The following is a 22236-nucleotide window of genomic DNA, read 5'->3' on the forward strand; positions in this document are numbered from 1 at the left end:
CGGCCCGAAGGGGGGACTGTCAGGGAACGGGCTCCCCTGCTGATATATCAAAGACGCTATTTACTTACTCATCGTCTTCATCATCTTCAAAGCGCGCTACGATCCGGTCCCCGGTATGCGTGGCGCGCAGTTCGTTGGCCACCAGGCGAATCGCCTCACCGCTGCTCATCCCCTGCGACATCAGCTCCTGGATACGCTCTACTGCTTTTTGCTGCTGCTCGTGGCTCAGCGAAGGTAAACCTGCAAACATAACTGACTCCTGCTACATTGTGGGGCGTAATTATTTCACGCCGTCCCCTTATTAGCCAGCGGGCGGTAACGATCAGGATCGAGGAAGATGTTGTCCCCCGCTATTATTACCCTGCCCTGGCATCCGGATGCCGCCGAGCGCTACTTTGCGCCGATAAGCGCAGCGCCCTGGGCGATGCTGCTGCACTCAGGCTTTGCCGATCATCCGCACAACCGTTTTGATATTATCGTCGCCGAGCCGCGCGCAACCCTGACGACCCGCGGCGGTATCACCACGGTGAACGACGGCCAAACGTTGACGACTTCGGCTGACGATCCGCTAACAATAGTGGAGCAGCAGCTGGCGCAGTGTGGACTCGCGCCGCAGGCCCATCCGCACCTGCCGTTCCTTGGCGGCGCGCTGGGGCTGTTCGGCTACGATCTGGGGCGCCGCTTCGAAAAGCTGCCGTCTCATGCCGACGCGGATATTGCCCTGCCGGATATGGCGGTCGGTATTTACGACTGGGCGCTGATCGTCGATCACCAGCAGCGTGAGGTCTCTCTGCTGAGCTACGACGATCCCCACGCGCGCCTGCGCTGGCTGACGGCACAAGCTGCCCCAGCGGCGGCCCCTTTTAGCCTGACCTCGGCCTGGCGCTCTAACATGAGCCGCGAGCAGTACGGCGAGAAATTTCGCCAGGTACAGGCGTGGCTGCAGAGCGGTGACTGCTACCAGGTCAACCTGGCCCAGCGCTTCCAGGCCCGCTATCAGGGCGACGAGTGGCAGGCATTTTGTCAGCTTAACCGCGCTAACAGAGCCCCGTTCAGCGCCTTTATTCGCCTCGAGGACGGCGCGGTGCTGAGCCTCTCTCCGGAGCGTTTTATCCGGCTCCATCAGGGTGAAATCCAGACCCGGCCGATTAAAGGCACCCTACCGCGGCTGGCCGATCCGCAGCAGGACGCCCGCCAGGCAGAAAGGCTGGCTAACTCGCCAAAGGATCGCGCTGAAAATTTGATGATCGTCGATTTGATGCGCAACGATATTGGCCGGGTTGCCGAGCCCGGCAGCGTTCGCGTACCCGAGCTCTTCGTCGTTGAGCCGTTCCCGGCGGTCCACCATCTGGTCAGCACCATTACCGCCAGGCTACCGGCCCATCTTCACGCCAGCGACCTGCTGCGTGCGGCGTTTCCCGGCGGCTCCATTACCGGCGCCCCCAAGGTGCGCGCGATGCAAATTATCGATAGCCTGGAGCCGCAGCGGCGCAACGCGTGGTGCGGCAGCATCGGCTATCTCAGCCTGTGCGGAAATATGGATACCAGCATTACGATCCGCACGCTGACGGCGTGGCAGGGACAGCTATACTGCTCTGCGGGCGGCGGGATTGTCGCAGATAGCGAAGAAGACGCTGAATACCAGGAAACCTTTGATAAAGTTAACCGCATTCTGCACCAACTGGAGAGTTAAGATATGGCGGATAGCGCCCTTGAGCTGGACGACTTTCTTTCGCGCTTTCAATTACTGCGCCCGCAGCCTTCGCAAGGCGCCCTCAATCAGCGCCAGGCCGCGGTGCTGGTACCGATTGTCCGTCGCCCGCAGCCGGGGCTGCTGCTTACCCAGCGCTCGCCGCGGATGCGTAAGCACGCCGGCCAGGTGGCCTTCCCGGGCGGAGCGGTCGATAACAGCGACGCGTCGCTGATTGCCGCCGCGCTCCGCGAGGCGCAGGAAGAGGTGGCTATTCCCCCTGAACAGGTGGAAATCATCGGCGTTCTGCCGCCGGTGGATAGCGTGACCGGCTTTCAGGTCACCCCGGTGGTGGGGATCATTCCGCCTAACCTGCGCTATCACGCCAGCCAGGATGAGGTGGCGGCGGTCTTTGAAATGCCGCTGGCCGAAGCGCTGCGCCTGGGCCGCTATCACCCTCTGGATATCCATCGCCGCGGGAACTCGCATCGGGTCTGGCTTTCCTGGTATCAGCATTATTTTGTCTGGGGAATGACCGCGGGGATTATCCGCGAGCTGGCCCTGCAAATCGGCGTCAAGCCCTGACGCCTTAATCGACTTTGCGCAGCCCTTCTTGCGGCTGCGTTCGCTCGCCGAACTCCCCCGCACCGCCCTTTGCGCCCCCCTCTTGCGGCTCCCCCGTCGGGCCCGTTACTTAGGGTATATACTTAAATATGACGGCGCTCTCAGCATTAGTAAATTCATGGTTATCCATTAGTTTAATTCATGTGAATAGTTAAGCTGATGCTACGGTTCCCTCTTACACTATGCGCAGTTATCACATCGTTGCCGCAGCCGTGGCAACCCTGTACTGGAGTGTTATGGTGATTAGTATATTCGACATGTTCAAGGTGGGGATTGGTCCCTCATCTTCCCATACTGTAGGGCCGATGAAGGCCGGTAAACAGTTCGTCGATGACCTGGTCGAAAAGGGACTACTTAATGACGTAACGCGCGTGGCGGTTGACGTCTACGGCTCGCTGTCATTAACCGGCAAAGGCCACCACACGGACATCGCCATTATCATGGGGCTGGCGGGCAATCAGCCCGATACGGTCGACATTGACGCGATTCCGGCATTTATTCGCGACGTAGAAGCGCGCGGACGCCTGCTGCTGGCGCAAGGGCAGCAGGAAGTCGATTTCCCGCAGGATGACGGCATGCGTTTTCGCAGCGACAACCTTCCGCTGCACGAGAACGGGATGACGATTCATGCCTGGGCCGGCGACAAAGAAATCTACAGCAAAACTTACTACTCCATCGGCGGCGGTTTTATCGTCGACGAAGAGCATTTCGGCAAAGAAAATGCGGGCGAGCTCAGCGTACCTTACCCGTTTAAATCGGCGCAGGAGATGCTGAGCTACTGCAAAGAGACCGGACTGTCGCTCTCCGGAATGGTGATGCAGAACGAACTGGCGCTGCACGACAAAAAAGAGATCGAAGACTATTTTGCCAACGTCTGGCAGACCATGCGCGCCTGTATCGATCGCGGCATGAATACCGAAGGGGTACTGCCAGGGCCGCTGCGCGTACCGCGTCGCGCCTCGGCGCTGCGCCGCCTGCTGGTGGCCAGCGATAAGCTCTCCAGCGACCCGATGAACGTCATTGACTGGGTGAACATGTTTGCCCTCGCCGTCAACGAAGAGAACGCCGCCGGCGGCCGCGTGGTTACGGCCCCGACCAACGGCGCCTGCGGGATTGTGCCCGCGGTGCTGGCCTACTACGACCACTTTATTGAATCGGTCAGCCCTGATATCTACATTCGCTACTTTATGGCCTCCGGCGCCGTGGGCGCGCTGTACAAGATGAATGCCTCTATTTCAGGCGCGGAAGTGGGCTGTCAGGGCGAGGTTGGCGTGGCGTGCTCGATGGCCGCCGCCGGTCTTGCAGAGCTGCTCGGCGCCAGCCCGGAGCAGGTGTGCGTGGCGGCAGAGATCGGCATGGAGCACAATCTTGGCCTTACCTGCGATCCCGTCGCCGGCCAGGTCCAGGTGCCGTGCATCGAACGCAACGCTATCGCATCGGTTAAAGCGATTAACGCCGCGCGTATGGCGATGCGCCGCACCAGCGAACCGCGCGTCTCCCTCGATAAAGTTATCGAGACGATGTACGAAACCGGCAAGGACATGAACGCCAAATATCGCGAGACCTCCCGCGGCGGTCTGGCCATCAAAGTACAGTGTGACTAAACCATCTCAAACGAAATGCGCCCTAACCGGCGCATTTTTCTTCTGCTATTCATTTACATCCACTACACTTACTCTCTGACGATTGATATTCTGAAGGTTACTCAGAGTCGACAGGGTGTCGCGCATGCAGACTGCACATAAGGTCATCACGACATACCGCCGCAAACGTATTACCGTCTGTTTGATTGTTGCGTTATTAACGCTAACAACCACGCTGGTTATCCGATTTATTTCGCAGCGTAGCCTAAATCAGCAGCGGATCCAGACCGTCACCGACCAGATGGTGCTGGCCATGGATAAAATTCTTCTCCCGCTTGAGAGCCACCACGCCTCGATGCTCAGTTTCGTCGGCCAGCCGTGTCGGGATATTCACCTGCCTTTACGCAAGCTGGCGGCCTCGCTGCAGACGGTACGCACCATCGCGCTGGTGAAATCCGATATTCTTTACTGCTCCAGTATTTATGGCGAACGTAATATTAACCTTCATCAGCGGCAGCCCATGCTGCCGAGCAACCGCCCTCTTCTGGCCTTCTCCACCGACGGGTCGCTGCTGGTCGGCTCGCCGGTATTAATTCGCTGGTATCCGGTCTCTCTCAGCGGCGCCGACGGCGTCATGCTGATGATTAACATTGAGCTGCTGGGGGAGTTAATTCTCAACGCGAAATCACCGCTGATTACCGGTATTGGGCTGCAGGTGGGAGATAAAAGCTTTATTTACGGCCTCGGCCTGGTGGACCGCGACGCCATTCCCGGCGAGCGCATTATCTATCGCCAGAGCTCTTCGCAGTTTCCCTTTACCATCAACGTCAGCGGCCCGGGCGCCTCGGCCATCGCCCTCAACGACCTGCCCGCCGAGCTGCCGCTGGCGCTGATCCTTACGCTGTTGATGACCGGCATTGCCTGGCTAACCACCGCCGGCAGGCTCAGCTTCTCCCGTGAAATCAGCCTCGGGATCGCTTCTCGCGAGTTCGAGCTTTGGTGCCAGCCGCTGGAGGATGCGCGCAGCCAAAGGTGCTGCGGAGTCGAGATCCTGCTGCGCTGGAACAATCCGCGTCGCGGGAAAATTTCCCCCGACGTTTTTATTCCCATTGCCGAGGGCTATAATCTTATCGTTCCCCTCACCCGCTACGTCATCGCGGAGACCGCGCGCCAGCTCAACCTCTTCCCCCAGGACAAGCGCTTCCATATTTCGATCAACGTCGCCGCCCGCCACTTTGCTAACGGCGAGCTGCTGCGCGATCTGCATCACTACTGGTTTAGCGCTCATCCCATCCAGCAGCTGGTGGTGGAGCTGACGGAGCGCGACGTGCTGCAGGATGGCGATCGTCATATGGCCGAACACCTGCATTACAAAGGCGTGCAGCTGGCAATCGATGATTTCGGTACCGGCAACAGCTCGCTGTCATGGCTGAAAAAACTGCGCCCCGATATCTTAAAAATTGATAAGTCCTTCACCAGCGCTATCGGCATCGACAGCGTAAATTCGACGGTAACGGATATGATTATTGCCCTCGCGCATCGCCTGGAAATTGTCACTATCGCGGAAGGCGTTGAAACGCATGAGCAGGCGGAGTATTTGCGTGACCAGGGCGTCGATATCCTGCAGGGGTTTCGCTACGCCCGGCCGATGCCGATAAACGAATTCCCGCAATGGCTGGCGATGCACAGCCTGGCGACTGTGGGGGAAAAGGATAGCGAATAGCCTGCCGGCCCCTTGCGGAGGCCGGCAGGTCGGCGGGATTACTCTTCTTCGTCGTGCTCGTGGCGCGTTTTGACGACGCGGACCAGATCGACACGATAGCTGTTAGCCTCAACGATAGTGAACTGCAGCGGCGCCAGCTCAACGACGTCGCCGGTGCGCGGGATATGGCCGTTGACGGCGATAACCAGCCCGGCAACCGTCGCAATATCCTCTTCTTCGTTGACGATATCATCCAGCCCCAGCGTCTGCTGCAGCGCGTGGAGATCGGTCGAGCCTTTGATCAGCCAGCCGTCGCCATCGGCAACGATCTCCGGCGTCTCATCGGCATCCGGGAACTCGCCGGCAATCGCCTCCAGCACGTCCAGCGGCGTCACCAGCCCCTGCACCACTCCGAACTCGTTGGTGACAATGACGAAGCTGCCGCGGGCCCGGCGCAGAACGCCCAGCAGATTGATCGGGTCCAGGGTTTCCGGAACCACAATCGCCGGCGACGCCGAAGCGAGCGCCGCCACGTTCTCACCGGCCTCCAGGGCCACCAGCATCTCTTTGGCACGAACGATGCCGATGATCTCATCCAGCTCGCCCCGGCACACCGGGAACAGGCTGTGCGGGGAAGAGAGCAGCTGGCGGCGAATCTCATCTTCGCTCTGCTCGGCGTCAACCCAGCTGATTTCACCGCGCGGCGTCATGATGCCGCGCAGCGAGCGCTGGGCAAGCGTCAGCACGCCGTTAATCATGTAGCGCTCTTCCTCGGCAAACTCGCCTTCCGGTACCGGTACCGCAGAAGGCATGTCGCCATCGTGCGTGACCTGATTCTGCTTGCGGCTGCCCATCAGGCGCAGGATCGCATCGGCGGTTCGCGCGCGCAGCGGCAGCGTCGACTGATGGCGGATAAAGTTACGGCGCGCCACCTGGTTGAAGAACTCGATGGTTATCGAGAAGCCAATCGCGGCGTACAGGTAGCCTTTCGGTATATGGAAACCAAAGCCTTCAGCCACCAGGCTCAGGCCAATCATCAGCAGGAAGCTAAGGCACAGCACCACCACCGTCGGATGCTGGTTCACGAAGCGGGTCAGCGGCTTCGAGGCCAGCAGCATTACCATCATCGCAATCACCACCGCCGCCATCATCACCGGGAGATGGTTCACCATGCCCACGGCGGTAATCACCGCATCCAGCGAGAACACGGCATCAAGCACGACAATCTGCAGCACCACCACCCAGAAGCTGGCGTAACCTTTCCCATGACCGGCATCGTGCTGGCGGTTTTCCAGCCGCTCGTGCAGCTCGGTCGTCGCCTTGAACAGCAGGAATATCCCCCCCAGCAGCATAATAAGATCGCGCCCGGAGAAGGAAAAATCAGCGATGCTGAACAGCGGTTTGGTTAAGGTCACCATCCACGAAATAACCGACAGCAGCCCCAGACGCATGAACAGCGCCAGCGACAGGCCAATCAGGCGTGCTTTATCACGCTGCTTTGGCGGCAGTTTATCCGCAAGGATGGCGATAAATACCAGGTTGTCGATACCGAGCACGATCTCGAGGACGACCAGCGTCAACAGGCCGACCCAAATAGAGGGATCCATTAAGAATTCCATGAGTTGCTCCAGTTAACGACGGACGCAGTCATCGCTATGTCATGCACAGGCGAGACAATTGTTGCTGGTAAAAAAGCGTAGCAGGTAGCGGTGGCAGAAAGGTGCCAAAGGGTGAAAAGACGTCGATGAGGGTCCATACAGCGGGCTTATGCCCTATACTCCTGAGTAGTTAAACGGAAGCTAAACATAGCAAAAAACAGAAGCGGATTGGAAAAAAATTTACCTGTTTTTGCAATAGCTAAGGCTATTTTTTGCGCCGCGAAATTATTATTCGTAGATGCGTGATTAACGGATCTTCATCACATTAATTATTTTTTCACTATCTAAAATAATTCGCTGTAGTGATTATTTTAGATCTTACACCCTTACTGAATCGATTTTGTTCGCAAGAGTGATTCAGGATGTATCACAACAGATGATGCATTCACCATAATAAAGGAGGTAGCAAGTGACGATTGCTATTGTAATAGGCACACATGGTTGGGCTGCAGAACAGCTGCTGAAGACGGCAGAAATGCTGTTGGGCGAGCAGGAAAACGTTGGCTGGATTGATTTCGTTCCCGGTGAAAACGCCGAAACGCTGATCGAGAAGTACAACGCACAGCTGGCGAAGCTGGACACGACTAAAGGCGCGTTGTTTCTCGTCGATACGTGGGGAGGCAGCCCGTTCAACGCGGCGAGCCGCATTGTCGTCGATAAAGAACACTACGAAGTCATCGCCGGCGTTAACATTCCAATGCTGGTTGAAACGCTGATGGCCCGTGACGACGATCCGTCGTTCGACGAGCTGGTGGCGTTAGCGGTGGAAACCGGTCGTGAAGGCGTTAAGGCGCTGAAAGCGAAAGCGGTAGAAAAAGCGGCTCCGGCTCCCGTTCAGGCGGCAGCGCCGCAAGCGGCAACCCCAGCTAAACCGATGGGTCCAAACGATTACATGGTTATCGGCCTGGCGCGTATCGACGATCGTCTTATCCACGGACAGGTCGCGACCCGCTGGACCAAAGAAACCAACGTCACCCGTATTATTGTCGTCAGCGATGAAGTCGCCGCCGATACCGTACGCAAAACGTTGCTGACTCAGGTTGCACCTCCGGGCGTCACCGCCCACGTTGTCGATGTGGCTAAAATGATCCGCGTCTACAACAACCCCAAATACGCCGGCGAGCGCATTATGCTGCTGTTCACTAACCCAACTGACGTTGAACGCGTTGTTGAAGGTGGCGTGAATATCACCACCGTTAACATCGGCGGCATGGCTTTCCGCCAGGGCAAAACGCAGGTGAACAACGCGATTTCGGTCGATGAGAAAGATATTGAAGCGTTCAGGAAGCTGAACGCCCGCGGTATCGAACTGGAAGCACGAAAAGTTTCCACCGACCAGAAACTGAAAATGATGGACCTGATCGCCAAGGTTAATAAATAACCCTGCGCTCGCGCCTGACTTTTCAACTTAAGACTTAATCAACAGGAGAAGTACAATGGAGATTACCCTTCTTCAGATTGTGCTGGTGTTCATCGTCGCGTGTATTGCGGGTATGGAGTCGGTACTTGATGAATTTCAGTTCCACCGTCCTCTGGTGGCCTGTACGCTGATTGGCGCCGTTCTCGGGGATATGAAAACCGGTATTATCATCGGTGGTACCCTGGAAATGATCGCCCTGGGCTGGATGAACATCGGCGCCGCCGTTGCGCCGGATGCCGCCCTCGCGTCCATCATCTCGACCGTGCTGGTTATCGCCGGCCACCAGAGCATTGGTGCCGGTATCGCGCTGGCTATCCCGCTGGCAGCAGCAGGCCAGGTTCTGACCATTATCGTTCGTACGATCACCGTTGCCTTCCAGCACGCTGCGGATAAAGCGGCGGAGAGCGGAAACCTGACGGCCATTTCCTGGCTTCACGTTTCGTCTCTGTTCCTGCAGGCCATGCGTATCGCTATCCCGGCCGTTATCGTCGCTATCTCCGTCGGTACCAGCGAAGTCCAGGGCCTGCTGAACGCCATTCCTGAAGTGGTCACCGGCGGTCTGAACATCGCGGGTGGCATGATCGTGGTCGTTGGTTACGCGATGGTCATCAACATGATGCGCGCAGGCTATCTGATGCCGTTCTTCTACCTCGGCTTCGTTACCGCTGCGTTCACCAACTTCAACCTGGTTGCTCTGGGCGTGATTGGTACCGTAATGGCCATCCTCTACATCCAGCTTAGCCCGAAATACAACCGCGTAGCGGGTGCGCCAGCGCAGGCTGCTGGTAATAACGATCTCGATAACGAACTGGACTAACAGGTGAGCGAAATGGTTGATATGACTAAAAATACCACCGAGAAAAAACTCACTCAGAGTGATATTCGTGGCGTGTTCATTCGTTCTAACCTGTTCCAGGGTTCATGGAACTTCGAACGTATGCAGGCGCTGGGCTTCTGCTTCTCTATGGTGCCGGCAATTCGTCGCCTGTACCCGGAGAATAACGATGCGCGTAAACAGGCGATTAAGCGTCACCTTGAGTTCTTTAACACTCACCCTTACGTTGCGGCGCCGGTTCTCGGCGTAACGCTGGCGATGGAAGAGCAGCGTGCTAACGGCGCGGAGATCGACGATGGTGCCATCAACGGTATCAAAGTCGGCCTGATGGGTCCGCTGGCAGGCGTAGGCGACCCGATCTTCTGGGGTACCGTGCGTCCGGTATTCGCGGCGCTGGGCGCCGGTATCGCGATGAGCGGCAGCCTGCTCGGTCCTCTGCTGTTCTTTATCCTGTTTAACGCGGTACGTCTGCTGACCCGTTACTACGGCGTCGCGTACGGTTACCGTAAAGGTATCGACATCGTTAAGGATATGGGCGGCGGCTTCCTGCAGAAACTGACCGAGGGGGCATCGATTCTCGGCCTGTTTGTCATGGGGGCACTGGTTAACAAGTGGACGCACGTGAACATCCCGCTGGTGGTATCCACCATCACCGGTCAGGATGGCCAGACTCGCGTGACCACCGTGCAGACTATCCTTGACCAGCTGATGCCGGGCCTGGTGCCTCTGCTGCTGACCTTCGCCTGTATGTGGCTGCTGCGTAAGAAAGTTAACGCCCTGTGGATCATCGTTGGCTTCTTCGTCATCGGTATCGTTGGCTACGCCATCGGCCTGCTGGGGCTGTAATTATCCTGCTGTACGCCGGGGGCCTGCCCCCGGCTTTTTTTTTAGCTTTTGTTCGGAGGATGGATGACTCTCACGGATCTGGTGCTGGTGCTGTTTATTTTGCTTCTGCTGGCATTTGCGATTTATGACCAGTTTATTATGCCGCGCCGCAACGGCCCGCAGCTGCTGGCCATTCCCCTGCTCCGCCGCAGCCGCGTTGACGGGATAATCTTCGTCGGCCTCACCGCCATCCTGATTTATAACAACATTGTTAGCCACGGCGCGCTCATCACCACCTGGTTGTTATCTGCTCTGGCATTAATGGGACTCTACCTGTTCTGGATCCGCACGCCAAAGATCATCTTCAAGCCGGCTGGCTTTTTCTTCGCCAATATCTGGATTGAATATAAGCGTATTAAAGAGATGAATTTATCGGAAGACGGCGTGCTGGTGATGCAATTAGAGCAAAGACGCCTGCTTATTCGCGTACGAAATATCGACGATCTGGAAAAAATATACAAACTTCTCGTTTCTACTCAATAAGTTAAAAATATAGCCTGCGCTATATTTCAGCCCATTTCGGCAGAGGGAATATAGCCATTGCTATATTCCCTCTGCCCACTTCACTGATATTTATTAACCAATTCTTGACACCTAAATTCAAATGAAAATCGTTATCATTTGGTTATTAAAATATCTAAATCGTGTTATTGTTTTATATTCTCAAAATATGTTAAGGTTGCGCCCGTCGTTGGGGAGTAGCCGATCTTCTGTCCGCCAGGCCAGAAGATGTACGTGTCAACATACTCGTTGCAAAACGTGGCACGTACGGGTTGAAGAACGCATTCAATCAGGCGAGACCATAGGCACATCACTGCGGTGCGCAATATATAGTCATTAGAGTTATTGCGTATATTTACTGGGGGCAGCGATGTGTCATATGGAATATCCCCGGTCAGGACGCACTCATGAACTTATCCGCAACGATTCTTCTGGCCTTTGGCATGTCCATGGACGCCTTCGCCGCCTCTATCGGTAAGGGTGCCACCCTCCACAAACCTAAATTTTCCGAAGCGTTACGCACCGGGCTTATCTTCGGCGCGATTGAAACGCTGACCCCGCTTGTCGGCTGGGGAATGGGGATGCTTGCCAGCCAGTTCGTCCTCGAGTGGAATCACTGGATTGCCTTTGTGCTGCTGGTTTTCCTCGGTGGCCGAATGGTCATTGAAGGATTTCGCGGCGGCGTTGACGATGAGTGCGAAGCGCCCCATCGTCACGGCTTTTGGCTGCTGGTCACCACCGCCATTGCTACCAGCCTTGACGCGATGGCCGTTGGCGTCGGTCTGGCATTCCTGCAGGTGAACATCATTGCCACCGCGCTGGCGATTGGCTGCGCGACGATGGTGATGTCAACGCTGGGTATTATGCTGGGGCGGTTTATCGGCCCGCTGCTTGGCAAACGGGCTGAAATTCTCGGCGGGATTGTGCTGATCGGGATCGGGGCAGAAATTCTCTGGAGCCATTTCGCCGGTTAGCTATCAGGCATCACGCTGCCAGCAGTGGATCATAAAATCTGTCTGGCAGCCGAATAGCGCCTGCTGGCGCAGCGTCTCACGCACCGGCGGTTTCGCCCGCCATGCAAACGGCGTCATCTGCAGCAGCGCCTCGGCCTCACTTCCGCTTAGCGTCATGGGATAAGCCAGCTGCTGCTCATGGCGCAGGGAAAAACCGGTCATCTCTTCCGTATTCTGCTCGTGCAGATGCACCTCGTCGTAAATCAGGCCTTTCAGCTCAAGCAGATGCTTCGGACCCGGCGTCGCGGTAACCACCCAGCCCCCGGGTCTGACCACCCGCGCCAGCTCGAGCGCGTTGCAGGGAGCGTAGATCCGCACCACCGCATCAAAGCTGGCATCAGCAAACGGCAGACGCTGGCTGGAAGCGACGCAGAAATTCACCTGCGGATAGCGTTTGGCCGCCGCGCGAACCGCTGATTTAGAGACGTCGAGGCCCCAGCAGCGGGCTGAAATAGCGGCAAACGCGTGGGTGTAGTAACCCTCGCCGCAGCCGATGTCCAGCAGGTCGGCTGGCGCACAGGTCTGCAGAAACTCGCCGATCGCATCACGCAGCGGCTGGTAGTGGCCGGCATCGAGAAAGGCGCGTCGCGCCTGCATCATTTCCGCACTGTCGCCCGGATCGCGCGAGCGCTTGAACTGCACCGGCAGCAGGTTAACGTATCCCTCCTTCGCTAAATCAAACTGGTGCCGCTGCGGGCAGATATAGCTATTTTCGCGGCGCTCAAGCGGCGCGTGGCAAAGGGGGCAACTGTAAGACATGACAACTCCGGTGTCGCTGAAAGAGCGAAAGTGTAGCGTTATTCGCTCTTTCAGACCACTGTTACAGCGCCGGAGGCAGGCTCTCGTCGTTGTGCATAACGATAAGATTGTCCGAGCCCGCCGGCATTCCGTCCGGCATCACGTTTTCGAGACGCAGGACGTCGCCCATTATCTGGCTAAATACCGGCGCCGAAACGGCCCCGCCGTAATAGGAGCCGTTGCTGGGGTCGTTGATCACCACCACCAGCGCAAACTGCGGGTTGCTGGCCGGCGCCACGCCCGCGGTATAGGCAACATATTTATCGATGTACTTGCCGTCCGGGCCAATTTTTTTCGCGGTCCCGGTTTTTACCGCAATCCGATAGTCGCGGACGGCCGCTTTTGTCCCGCCGCCGCCCGGCAACGCCACGCTCTCCATCATATGCTCTACTTCATGGACGATCTGTTCCGGCATCACTCGCGTGCCGATAACCGGCGGATCGATGCGGGTAATCGACAGCGGCCGCTCGATGCCGAAGCCGCCGATGGTGGCGTAGACGTGCGCCAGCTGCAGCGGGGTGACCATCAGGCCGTAGCCAAAAGAGAAAGTCGCGCGATCCAACTGGCCCCAGTAGCGGCGCTGGGGCATCAGCCCCGTGCTTTCCCCGGTGAGCCCGAGGCCCGTCGGGTCGCCAAAGCCAAAGGCCTTATAGGTGTCGATCAGGTGCTGGACCGGCATAGCCAGAGACAGGTGCGAGACGCCGACATCGCTGGATTTTTGCAGAATGCCGGTGAGGGTCAGCTCCGGATAGTAGCCGACATCGCGAATGCGGTGACCGTCAAGAACGAAAGGATGGGTATCCACCACGCTGTCAGGCTGCACAATCCCCTGCTGCAGCGCCGTCATCAGCACCAGCGGCTTCACCGTCGAGCCTGGCTCAAAGGTATCGCTGATGGCGCGATTACGGAAATCATCCAGCCGGGCGTTATCGCGATTATTGGGGTTAAAGTCCGGATAGCTGGCCATCGACAGGATTTCGCCGGTATCAATCTTAATGAGCACCGCCGCTCCGGACTCGGCCTTGTTCCAGCTGACCGCATTATCCAGCGCATCCTCGGTGACCGTCTGCAGCCGCTCGTCGATACTCAGCTGTAAATTGTGCGCCGGAACCGCCGCCACCTCGGTGATATTTTCAATCACGTGGCCGTGGCGATCTTTACGCACCAGCCGACGCCCGGCCTTTCCGGTCAGCTGGGCGTTGAAGCTTTTTTCAACCCCTTCAATGCCCTGATTATCGATATTGGTAAAACCAAGCAGGTTGGCCGCAACGTGACCAGCCGGATAAAAGCGTCGGGATTCGTCGCGCAGGTTAATCCCCGGCAGATGCAGCTTATCGATCCACTCGGCCTGCTCCGGGTTAACCTGGCGCGCCAGATAGACAAAGCGCATATGGGGATGAGCCTGAACCCGTTTCGCCAGGTCGCTCAGGTTAAGGTGCAGCGCTTCCGCCATCGCCTGCCAGCGCGGACCATAGCCGACGCCCCCTTTCTCGAGGATCGTTTGCGGGTCGGCCCAGATAGCGCTAACCGGTACGCTGACCGCCAGCGGGCGATTCTCGCGGTCGCTTATCATCCCGCGCTGAACGTCAATAGGCTCTTCGCGCAGCGAACGCATATCCTCTTGCTTAACCAGATTATCGGGGGAGACAATCTGCAGCCATCCCACCCGGCCTAAAAGCAGCCCAAGGCAGCTGAGGATCGCTGCGCACAGTAGCCCAAAGCGAATCGGGGTGAAATTCGCGCCTGTTTTAGTTTTGTTCTTTTGCACCGTAGCTCCAGCATTATTTTGCAACCCTCTGATTTAACAGAAAATCGACAAAACAGGATGCGAAACAGTGCTAATAAAGGTGTTGTTTTGCAACAAAGCGCAACGGAGGGGGGAAATCGGAAATGTTTTGCAATAAACGCTAAAAAGCCCCGCAAAGGCGAGGCTTTCTTTACAAGCTGAGTGGTCTTGAATCAGATAGCAGTTACGTTAACTGCTGCCGGACCTTTCTGGCCGTCCTGAATTTCGAACTCAACGTTCTGGCCTTCAGCCAGAGTTTTGAAGCCATTACCCTGGATAGCGGAGAAGTGTACGAACACGTCTTTGCTGCCATCAGCCGGAGTAATAAAGCCAAAACCTTTAGACTCGTTGAACCACTTAACTTGACCTTTAATCTTTGCCATTTGCAAAATTCCTTAGACTGTTTTCTTCGCCCGCAGGCGCTTACATAGATAAAACTGACACACTACTGCATGAGGCACTAATATAAGGTTCGGCAGAGAAGCGGTATTCAACGACAACGTGTTTACTCAGGACTTCTTTACTGAAAATGCCACACATAAACAGAACTGTACCTCGTTTAACCCGAAAGGTGTTATCACATACAACGTTAATAATGGCAAGCCATTTTTAAACGGCTCTCGATCCTTCGCACAAAATATAAGGGAATCATTTGACCAACTGCACGTTTATGCGCCTTTTCTCGCCTGCCGTTAATCCCGGGGCGCGCGGCAAACATCCGATTATGCATGGATGATAGCTGCAACTTTTTCACCACAGCTCAACAACTTCGCTCCGTCCAGCCCGCCATGCATGCACCCTGCCAATTTTGAGGGGTTACGTGCGCATAGCTGCATAACGATGCGCATAAACGCGCATATTGATAGTTGAAAATTGGCTTAGGCCGAGAATATGCAGGGTTAATTAAATGCTGTTAGCCACGCGACAAATAGTGTTTATATTGCATCTTAATAATGAAATTTCGATGACACACACTTTCATCATGCAATTAAATCACGATGTTATTATTTTATTTGAATAGCTCAAAAATCCATAGCTTATTGGATAAAATTGCGATCGCTAACACATTAAGTGACATAAGAAATGTGGCAATAAGCGCGGAAGGATAAGAATAAGTTATTGCGTAAGGCGATGAGGCAGGTGTACACCAGCGCGGTGTACACCCGTTTATCAGCTACCGTTCAGCGACGAGACGGATAAAGTCGTCGTCGTCCTTCCCCTTCTCAACGGCTGAAGGTTCGGCAACCTCTTCCTTCTCAGGCTCATTGGCTTCGCAGAGACGACGCAGCAGCGCATTTTGGCGCTTTTGCTGATCCAGCAGAGCCTGCAGCAGCGCAATCTGCTCGTTAGCGCGCGAACTTGCGCGATTAACAAAAAACCATAACAACAGGCCGACAAGCAACAGCACAATGGAAAGCGCCAGCGATGCCAGATTTACGATCCCAGGACTTAGTAACTCACTCATTTCACCACCTCAAAGAGAAGGCGTTTATTCTACCACCCGCGCAGCAGAAGAAAATCAGTCGTCATAAAAATGTCTTACCAGGGGATGAATTTGTTGATGGTGCAGATGCCGCTGAAAAACTGCACATCCTGATCGCACATTACGTTAAGCATCTGAGTCCACAGCAACAAACAGCCCGCTATGACAACAATCAGCAAAACCCAGCGTAATTTTTTCACTCCACACTCCGCATCAATACCAGATGTTGCCAGGATAGCACGCTCATCTTAAACCGCGGCTAACTGTAATACGAAACGCAAGTTTCAGAATCATAGACTTGTTTCAACTCGTGTACCTGTCAAAATAAACGCCGAGGATAATGCAAATTATGAGGCAACAATGCGATTGATCATTCGTACGATTGTAGTACTGGCTATCTTATGGATTGGCGTATTATTAAGCGGCTACGGCATGTTGATTGGCAGCAATGAGAACGCAGCGGGGCTGGGCCTCCAGTGTAAATATCTGACCGCTCGCGGTACCACAACCGTGCAGTACGTTCACTCTGACAGCGGTATTATTGGTCTGACCGACTGTCCGGTTCTGCGTAAAAGCGAAACCGTTATCGACAAAGGTTAATCCACTGCGGGCTACAGCAGGAAGCCTCTTCTCGCTGTAGCCGCCGCAGCTAGCGCCCGCCGCTGTCAGAACGGATAGTCGTTATAGCCCATCTGCTCAGAAATTTTACGCGCCGCGGTGTGCAGCATTGCAACGTATTCATGCAGACGCTCCTCCGAGAAGCGCAGCGTCGGGAAAGAGATACTCAACCCGGCAATCACTACGCCAAAGCGGTCGAAGACCGGTACGCCAATGCAGCGTAGCCCCTCTTCCTGCTCTTCGTTGTCTTCGCCGTAGCCCTGCTGACGAACGCTGTCCAGAACCCCCAGCAGCTCTTCGGTGCTGGTAATTGTCCGGTCGGTGCTGCGCTTATACTCGACGTCTTCGAGGATCTGCTCCACCTCGGCGCGGTCGCGCCACGCCAGCAGCACTTTGCCGATGGCGGTACTGTACAGCGGGTTGCGGCGGCCGATGCGCGAATACATGCGCAGGTTGTACATCGAATCGATTTTATGGATGTAGACGATACTGTCTTCGTCCAGCGCGCCCAGATGAATAGTCTCTTTCGTCAGGCGCGACAGCTCGCGCATCTGAATATCCGCACTGCGCACCAGATCGACATTCTGCAGCGCGCGCGCGCCCAGCTCGAACAGCTTCAGCGTCAGGGAGTATTTCTCAGACTCCCCTTCCTGGGCAACGTAGCCCAGAGACTTCATGGTCTGCAAAAAGCGATAAACGGTGCTTTTTGACATCATAACGCGCTGAGATAGTTCGGTAATACCAATTTCACGCTCTTCGCCAAGCGCCTGCAGGATGCCAAAAACCTTCAATACTGAAGAGACAGAATCTGGCTGTTTATCCAAATCTGCAACTGCCATTTATCACCTCATCGCTACTGTTTTATAAAAATTAGAACCGGTTTTTATTATAAATTCGCAACCCGATGCCCGCAATCGTTCTTCTGCCCATTCGTTACAAATCTGCGACATACAGCCGAATAATCAATGCTAAAATCATTATCCAGAGAATAGTTACGATAAAGACATAAGCTTAACATGGATAAAAACGTTTCCGATGGTCTGCCCCTGCCGCAGCGTTACGGCGCCATTCTGACCATTGTTTTAGGCATCGCGATGGCGGTACTCGACGGCGCCATTGCCAACGTGGCCCTGCCGACCATCGCCACCGACCTTAACGCTTCGCCCGCCGCCTCAATCTGGATAGTCAACGCTTACCAAATCGCCATCGTCATTGCGCTCCTGCCGCTCTCCTTTCTGGGTGATATGTTCGGCTATCGACGCATCTATAAAATCGGGTTACTGGTGTTTACCTTTACCTCACTGGCCTGCGCCCTATCCCACTCGCTGGAGATGCTGACTCTCGCCCGCGTAGCCCAGGGCCTCGGCGGCGCCGCGCTGATGAGCGTGAATACCGCGCTCATTCGTCTTATCTTCCCGAAGCGCTTCCTCGGACGGGGAATGGGGATCAACTCGTTTGTGGTCGCCGTCTCATCCGCAGCCGGCCCGACGATTGCCGCCGCTATCCTCTCCGTCGCCTCCTGGCAGTGGCTGTTTTTAATCAACATTCCGCTGGGGATTATTTCGCTGACGCTCGCCGTGCGCTACCTGCCGGCCAACAGCGGCCGCAGCAGGATCACCCGCTTCGATCTCCCCAGCGCTATCATGAATGCGCTGACGTTTGGCCTGCTGATCGTCGCGCTCGGCGGCTTTGCGCAGGGGCAGTCCGGCCGGCTGGTGCTCGCTGAATTGGCCACTATGCTGGTTATCGGGTTCTTCTTCATTCGCCGCCAGCTGCGGATGCCGGTGCCGCTGCTGCCGGTTGATCTGCTGCGTATTCCGCTTTTCTCGCTCTCCATCTGCACCTCAATCTGCTCCTTCTGCGCCCAGATGCTGGCGCTGGTTTCGCTGCCCTTCTTCCTGCAGGCGACGATTGGACGCAGCGAGGTCGAGACGGGACTTCTGCTGACGCCCTGGCCGCTCGCGACCATGGTGATGGCGCCGCTGGCGGGTTATCTGATTGAGAAAATTCACGCGGGGCTGCTGGGAGCGGTCGGTCTGGCGGTCATGGCCTGCGGTCTGTTTGGCCTGGCGCTGCTGCCCTCATCGCCGTCCGACCTCGATATTATCTGGCGCATGGCGCTCTGCGGCGCGGGCTTCGGCCTGTTCCAGTCGCCGAATAACCACACTATAGTCTCATCGGCCCCGAGCCACCGCAGCGGAGGGGCCAGCGGAATGCTCGGCACCGCCCGACTGCTGGGACAAAGCACCGGCGCGGCGCTGGTCGCGCTGCTGTTCAATCTGCAGGGTAACGGCGGCACCCATACCGCGCTGCTGCTGGCCGGAGGACTGGCGGTGGTTGCGGCTACCGTTAGCGGCCTGCGCGTCACCCAGCCGCGCCCCGGACAATAGCCCGCCCGATTACGGCACAAAAAAAACCGCAGCCCGATTAAGGCTGCGGTTTTTGTTTCTGCGCTCTAAAGAAGAATGTTACTTCAGATATTCCCCGCTGCGCAGAGCTTCGATACGTTTGTCCAGCGGCGGGTGCGTCATAAACAGCTCGCTCATCGATTTCGCTTTGCCGTTGATGCATAGCGCCATCATGCTGCTGGCTTCCTGCGGCTCGTAGCTGGTTTTCAAACGCTGCAGGGCGGCGATCATTTTCTCGCGACCGACCAGACGGGCAGAGCCCGCGTCCGCATGGAACTCACGATAGCGCGAGAACCACATGGTGATGATGCTGGCCAGAATCCCAAACACCAGCTCCAGAACGGTAGCGACGGCAAAGTAAACCAGCGGGTTGCCGTTGCTGCTCTCGCCTTCATCGCGGTTGCCGCTAAGGAATCCTGCGGCAATTTGCGCGATAACGCGCGAGATAAAGATAACGAAGGTGTTCACCACCCCCTGAATCAGGGTCATGGTCACCATATCGCCGTTGGCAATGTGGCTGATTTCATGGGCAATAACGGCTTCCGCCTCGTCACGGCTCATGTTTTGCAGTAGCCCGGTGCTGACGGCAACCAGCGAAGCATCACGGCGTGCGCCGGTGGCAAAGGCGTTAATATCCGGCGCATGGTAGATAGCAACCTGCGGCATGCCGATGCCCGCCTGCTGCGCCTGCTGCGCGACGGTATTCATCAGCCAGCGTTCGGTTTCGTTACGCGGCTGCTCAATGACTTCCCCACCCACCGATTTTAGCGCCATCCATTTCGACATCAGCAGCGAAACGATCGAACCACCAAAACCAAAAAGCAGCGCCATGATCATTAGCCCGGTCATGCTGCTTGACTGTATTCCCGTCAGGCTTAGCACCAGCCCGAACACCGCCATAACGGCCAGGTTGGTCAACAGGAAGAGCGCGATTCGCATCATAATTTTCTTCTAACCTCGATTTAACAAAACGCACTATGCGATTCCCCATATCGTAGGGGTACAACGTTAATTTTCAACCATCCTCCCCCGCTAAGTCACGAGAAAGACACAACTTTACATTTTGTAGCATATCGCTGACATCTGCATAATATATTGACATCGCGCGCGGGGGAATCGAGGTTTTTGACCGCAGGATCGGATAAAAAAACGGGCACAACATGTGTGCCCGTCGGGTGCTTATTTGCTAACCGGTGGCTCCACCGCCGGCTGGTCTTTCTCCAGATGGGCCAGGTCGAGCGCGATATGGACCGTTTCATCAAGATACGGATCCGGCTCCTGGTAATCCTTCGGCAGATCGTCCAGCTTCTTAAGCTGCGGTTTGCCTTCACGCTTCAGGCGATCGTTAATGCGGGCCAGACGAGTCGCATCATCCTCTTCGTTCTCTTTCTCACGCTGGGCGTAGTTCAGAGAAACGATATTGCGCTTGTCTTTCATCGCGTTATAGCGAGCAATGTCCTTCATGATGTACTGGAATTCCGGATCTTTGGCAATCCGCTCATCATGCAGCTTCAGCAAACCGGGGCCGAACGGCGTTAAGTCGCCGGACTTGACGTAGGTCGCTGCATTCACGCTATCCCACGGCAGGGCGTTATCTTCATACTGCTCGCCGGTCTCGCGATCTTCGGTGCCGGTTGGCATCATGATGTCCGGCGTTACGCCCTTACGCTGAGTACTGCCGCCGTTTATGCGGTAGAACTTCTGGATGGTGTACTGCACGGAACCCAGCGCCGGCCAGTCAGGACGCAGCATCTGATCGTAAATACGGTTCAGGGAGCGGTACTGCTGCACGGTGCCTTTACCGAAGGTTGGCTCACCGACGATCAGTCCGCGCCCGTAGTCCTGCATCGCCGCGGCGAAGATTTCAGAAGCCGAAGCGCTGAAGCGGTCAACCAGTACAACCAGCGGGCCTTTGTAGTACACGACGCCGTCGGTATCGCTGTCTTCACGCACTTTACCGTTGTTATCACGAACCTGCACTACCGGGCCAGACGGGATAAACAGGCCGGAAAGCGATACCGCCTCGGTCAGCGCCCCGCCGCCGTTGCTGCGCAGGTCGATAACGATACTGCTGACGTTCTGTTTTTCCAGCTTCTGCAGCTGAACCTTGACGTCATCCGTCAGGCCAACGTAGAAACCGGGGATATCCAGCACGCCGATTTTTTCTTTACCAACGGTTTTCACCGACATTTTAACCGCGCGATCTTCGAGACGAATTCGCTCGCGGGTTAGCGTGACGATGCGCGTTTTCGCGCCCTTGCCCGCAGGCAGCACTTCAAGACGAACCTTACTGCCCTTCGGCCCTTTAATCAGCGCCACCACGTCGTCAAGACGCCAGCCGATCACGTCAACCATGCCCTTGCCGGCCTGGCCAACCCCGACGATACGGTCGCCAACGCTAATTGACTTGCTCTTCGCCGCCGGGCCGCCGGCCACCAGCGAGTTAATCACCGTATAGTCGTCGTCCATCTGCAGCACCGCGCCGATCCCTTCTAACGAAAGGCTCATTTCGGTATTGAACTGCTCGGTATTGCGCGGCGACAGGTAGTTGGTATGCGGGTCGATTTCACGGGCAAAGGAGGTCATAACCAGCGAGAACACATCTTCACTATTGGTTTGCGCCAGACGGCGAATAGCAAACTTATAGCGGCGGGTCAGCGTTTCGCGGATCTCTTTGTCGTCTTTACCCGCAAGCTTCAGGCTCAGCTGGTCAAACTTCACCTTGGCATCCCACAGCGCGTTCAGCTCGGCCTCGTCTTTCGGCCAGGGCGACTTGCTGCGGTCAAGGTTGAAGTTATCGTTGCCGGTAAAGTCCATCGGACGCTCCAGCACCTTCAATGCGTACTGGTAGCGTTCGAAACGCCGCTTCTGTCCCAGGTTATACAGGTCGTAAAAAACGTCCAGTTTTCCGCTGCGCAGCTCGTCGCCGATTTGATTTTTCCTGGCGGCAAACTGGGCAACGTCGCTGGCCAGCAGCACGTTGTGGCTGTAATCCAGCAGGTTCAGATAACGGTCAAAAATTTTTGCCGAGAAGGCGTTATCGAGATCGAACTGTCGATAGTGCGAACGAGTAAAGCGCGAGGTTACGCGCTCACTCACCGTCGCGTGCTGCGGCTCTTCTTTCAGCACGGGGATTTGATCGGCTCGGGTAATATCATCCGCGGCAAACGCATGGCCTGCTATTGCTAGCAGGCCCGCAAGCGCGGTGAGCTTAAAGAATGTGTTCATGCCT

Annotated in this window: 21 protein-coding genes, 1 pseudogene and 1 riboswitch; of the genes and pseudogenes, 11 read left to right on the forward strand and 11 right to left on the reverse strand. The window is 56.2% G+C overall.

Annotated elements, in window-relative coordinates; translation table 11 throughout:
* Positions 1-64 precede the first annotated feature (64 nt).
* Positions 65-250, reverse strand: coding sequence for a YoaH family protein (locus EDF75_RS08320; protein WP_133598462.1), 186 nt, complete (start codon positions 248-250; stop codon positions 65-67).
* 87 nt (positions 251-337) lie between these two features.
* Here EDF75_RS08320 and pabB point away from each other — a divergent pair, with 87 nt between their 5' ends.
* The 4 genes from pabB (at position 338) to EDF75_RS08340 (ending at position 5620) form a co-directional block, all read left to right on the forward strand.
* Positions 338-1693, forward strand: a complete 1356-nt coding sequence (gene pabB / locus EDF75_RS08325; protein ID WP_133598464.1) for an aminodeoxychorismate synthase component 1 — start codon at positions 338-340, stop codon at positions 1691-1693.
* A 3-nt stretch (positions 1694-1696) separates the two neighbouring features.
* On the forward strand, positions 1697-2275 hold the full coding sequence (locus EDF75_RS08330) for a CoA pyrophosphatase (RefSeq protein WP_133598466.1): 579 nt from the start codon (positions 1697-1699) through the stop codon (positions 2273-2275).
* 278 nt (positions 2276-2553) lie between these two features.
* A complete protein-coding gene (gene sdaA / locus EDF75_RS08335; RefSeq protein ID WP_133599415.1) occupies positions 2554-3918 on the forward strand; it encodes an L-serine ammonia-lyase in 1365 nt (454 codons plus the stop codon).
* Positions 3919-4042: 124 nt separating this feature from the next.
* On the forward strand, positions 4043-5620 hold the full coding sequence (locus tag EDF75_RS08340; RefSeq protein WP_133598468.1) for an EAL domain-containing protein: 1578 nt from the start codon (positions 4043-4045) through the stop codon (positions 5618-5620).
* A gap of 38 nt (positions 5621-5658) precedes the next feature.
* Here the strand turns inward: EDF75_RS08340 and yoaE are convergent, their stop codons facing one another.
* Positions 5659-7218: a CNNM family cation transport protein YoaE gene (gene yoaE / locus EDF75_RS08345; protein WP_133598470.1), complete on the reverse strand. Its 1560-nt coding sequence runs from the start codon at positions 7216-7218 to the stop codon at positions 5659-5661.
* Between the two features lie 448 nt (positions 7219-7666).
* Here yoaE and manX point away from each other — a divergent pair, with 448 nt between their 5' ends.
* From manX to mntP, 5 genes are all read left to right on the forward strand, one after another.
* Positions 7667-8638 (forward strand): PTS mannose transporter subunit IIAB, encoded by a 972-nt coding sequence (gene manX, locus EDF75_RS08350; RefSeq protein ID WP_133598472.1) that lies wholly within the window; start codon positions 7667-7669, stop codon positions 8636-8638.
* Between the two features lie 55 nt (positions 8639-8693).
* Entirely contained in the window at positions 8694-9494 is an 801-nt protein-coding gene (locus EDF75_RS08355) for a PTS mannose/fructose/sorbose transporter subunit IIC (RefSeq protein WP_045859157.1), read from the forward strand.
* A gap of 12 nt (positions 9495-9506) precedes the next feature.
* On the forward strand, positions 9507-10358 hold the full coding sequence (locus tag EDF75_RS08360; RefSeq protein WP_041146195.1) for a PTS mannose transporter subunit IID: 852 nt from the start codon (positions 9507-9509) through the stop codon (positions 10356-10358).
* Positions 10359-10421: 63 nt separating this feature from the next.
* Positions 10422-10880 carry a DUF986 family protein gene (locus EDF75_RS08365; protein WP_123709091.1) on the forward strand — a complete coding sequence of 153 codons (459 nt, stop codon included), beginning with the start codon at positions 10422-10424 and terminating at the stop codon, positions 10878-10880.
* Positions 10881-11078: 198 nt separating this feature from the next.
* A riboswitch (yybP-ykoY riboswitch) is annotated at positions 11079-11189 on the forward strand.
* A gap of 116 nt (positions 11190-11305) precedes the next feature.
* Positions 11306-11872: a manganese efflux pump MntP gene (mntP, locus tag EDF75_RS08370; RefSeq protein WP_133598474.1), complete on the forward strand. Its 567-nt coding sequence runs from the start codon at positions 11306-11308 to the stop codon at positions 11870-11872.
* Between the two features lie 3 nt (positions 11873-11875).
* Here mntP and rlmA read toward each other — a convergent pair whose 3' ends face one another.
* The 6 genes and pseudogenes from rlmA to mgrB form a co-directional block, all read right to left on the reverse strand.
* On the reverse strand, positions 11876-12670 hold the full coding sequence (rlmA, locus tag EDF75_RS08375) for a 23S rRNA (guanine(745)-N(1))-methyltransferase (RefSeq protein ID WP_133598476.1): 795 nt from the start codon (positions 12668-12670) through the stop codon (positions 11876-11878).
* Positions 12671-12731: 61 nt separating this feature from the next.
* Positions 12732-14477 carry a peptidoglycan glycosyltransferase FtsI gene (gene ftsI, locus EDF75_RS08380; RefSeq protein ID WP_132511958.1) on the reverse strand — a complete coding sequence of 582 codons (1746 nt, stop codon included), beginning with the start codon at positions 14475-14477 and terminating at the stop codon, positions 12732-12734.
* 191 nt (positions 14478-14668) lie between these two features.
* A complete protein-coding gene (gene cspE / locus EDF75_RS08385) occupies positions 14669-14878 on the reverse strand; it encodes a transcription antiterminator/RNA stability regulator CspE (RefSeq protein ID WP_001062678.1) in 210 nt (69 codons plus the stop codon).
* A gap of 12 nt (positions 14879-14890) precedes the next feature.
* Positions 14891-15035, reverse strand: a pseudogene (locus tag EDF75_RS08390) (DUF2627 domain-containing protein).
* A 634-nt stretch (positions 15036-15669) separates the two neighbouring features.
* Entirely contained in the window at positions 15670-15960 is a 291-nt protein-coding gene (locus EDF75_RS08395) for a YebO family protein (RefSeq protein WP_045859168.1), read from the reverse strand.
* 74 nt (positions 15961-16034) lie between these two features.
* Positions 16035-16178, reverse strand: coding sequence for a PhoP/PhoQ regulatory lipoprotein MgrB (mgrB, locus tag EDF75_RS08400; protein ID WP_041146201.1), 144 nt, complete (start codon positions 16176-16178; stop codon positions 16035-16037).
* A gap of 160 nt (positions 16179-16338) precedes the next feature.
* Here mgrB and EDF75_RS08405 point away from each other — a divergent pair, with 160 nt between their 5' ends.
* Entirely contained in the window at positions 16339-16578 is a 240-nt protein-coding gene (locus EDF75_RS08405) for a YobH family protein (protein WP_041146202.1), read from the forward strand.
* 65 nt (positions 16579-16643) lie between these two features.
* Here EDF75_RS08405 and kdgR read toward each other — a convergent pair whose 3' ends face one another.
* Positions 16644-17435, reverse strand: coding sequence for a DNA-binding transcriptional regulator KdgR (kdgR, locus tag EDF75_RS08410; protein ID WP_045859170.1), 792 nt, complete (start codon positions 17433-17435; stop codon positions 16644-16646).
* 177 nt (positions 17436-17612) lie between these two features.
* On the opposite strand from kdgR, the gene EDF75_RS08415 reads away from it, so the two are divergent.
* Entirely contained in the window at positions 17613-18986 is a 1374-nt protein-coding gene (locus EDF75_RS08415) for an MFS transporter (RefSeq protein ID WP_133598479.1), read from the forward strand.
* Between the two features lie 78 nt (positions 18987-19064).
* Here EDF75_RS08415 and htpX read toward each other — a convergent pair whose 3' ends face one another.
* Together htpX and prc are read right to left on the reverse strand one after the other, a co-directional pair.
* The gene (htpX, locus tag EDF75_RS08420) at positions 19065-19946 is read right to left on the reverse strand and encodes a protease HtpX (RefSeq protein ID WP_133598481.1); all 882 of its coding nucleotides are present in this window, start codon (positions 19944-19946) and stop codon (positions 19065-19067) included.
* Between the two features lie 237 nt (positions 19947-20183).
* Complete coding sequence (prc, locus tag EDF75_RS08425) at positions 20184-22232, reverse strand: carboxy terminal-processing peptidase (RefSeq protein WP_133598483.1); 2049 nt, start codon at positions 22230-22232, stop codon at positions 20184-20186.
* Positions 22233-22236: the final 4 nt, after the last annotated feature.

The organism is Klebsiella sp. BIGb0149 (assembly GCF_004362605.1).
Taxonomy (GTDB): domain Bacteria; phylum Pseudomonadota; class Gammaproteobacteria; order Enterobacterales; family Enterobacteriaceae; genus Klebsiella; species Klebsiella terrigena.

Excerpts from the sequence above, each read along its gene's own strand:
- EDF75_RS08320 (WP_133598462.1), bottom strand. The coding sequence starts at position 250 with ATGTTTGCAGGTTTACCTTCGCTGAGCCACGAGCAGCAGCAAAAAGCA.
- pabB (WP_133598464.1), top strand. The coding sequence starts at position 338 with ATGTTGTCCCCCGCTATTATTACCCTGCCCTGGCATCCGGATGCCGCC.
- EDF75_RS08330 (WP_133598466.1), top strand. The coding sequence starts at position 1,697 with ATGGCGGATAGCGCCCTTGAGCTGGACGACTTTCTTTCGCGCTTTCAA.
- EDF75_RS08340 (WP_133598468.1), top strand. The coding sequence starts at position 4,043 with ATGCAGACTGCACATAAGGTCATCACGACATACCGCCGCAAACGTATT.
- yoaE (WP_133598470.1), bottom strand. The coding sequence starts at position 7,218 with ATGGAATTCTTAATGGATCCCTCTATTTGGGTCGGCCTGTTGACGCTG.
- EDF75_RS08355 (WP_045859157.1), top strand. The coding sequence starts at position 8,694 with ATGGAGATTACCCTTCTTCAGATTGTGCTGGTGTTCATCGTCGCGTGT.
- EDF75_RS08360 (WP_041146195.1), top strand. The coding sequence starts at position 9,507 with ATGGTTGATATGACTAAAAATACCACCGAGAAAAAACTCACTCAGAGT.
- EDF75_RS08365 (WP_123709091.1), top strand. The coding sequence starts at position 10,422 with ATGACTCTCACGGATCTGGTGCTGGTGCTGTTTATTTTGCTTCTGCTG.
- mntP (WP_133598474.1), top strand. The coding sequence starts at position 11,306 with ATGAACTTATCCGCAACGATTCTTCTGGCCTTTGGCATGTCCATGGAC.
- rlmA (WP_133598476.1), bottom strand. The coding sequence starts at position 12,670 with ATGTCTTACAGTTGCCCCCTTTGCCACGCGCCGCTTGAGCGCCGCGAA.
- cspE (WP_001062678.1), bottom strand. The coding sequence starts at position 14,878 with ATGGCAAAGATTAAAGGTCAAGTTAAGTGGTTCAACGAGTCTAAAGGT.
- EDF75_RS08395 (WP_045859168.1), bottom strand. The coding sequence starts at position 15,960 with ATGAGTGAGTTACTAAGTCCTGGGATCGTAAATCTGGCATCGCTGGCG.
- EDF75_RS08405 (WP_041146202.1), top strand. The coding sequence starts at position 16,339 with ATGCGATTGATCATTCGTACGATTGTAGTACTGGCTATCTTATGGATT.
- kdgR (WP_045859170.1), bottom strand. The coding sequence starts at position 17,435 with ATGGCAGTTGCAGATTTGGATAAACAGCCAGATTCTGTCTCTTCAGTA.
- EDF75_RS08415 (WP_133598479.1), top strand. The coding sequence starts at position 17,613 with ATGGATAAAAACGTTTCCGATGGTCTGCCCCTGCCGCAGCGTTACGGC.
- htpX (WP_133598481.1), bottom strand. The coding sequence starts at position 19,946 with ATGATGCGAATCGCGCTCTTCCTGTTGACCAACCTGGCCGTTATGGCG.
- prc (WP_133598483.1), bottom strand. The coding sequence starts at position 22,232 with ATGAACACATTCTTTAAGCTCACCGCGCTTGCGGGCCTGCTAGCAATA.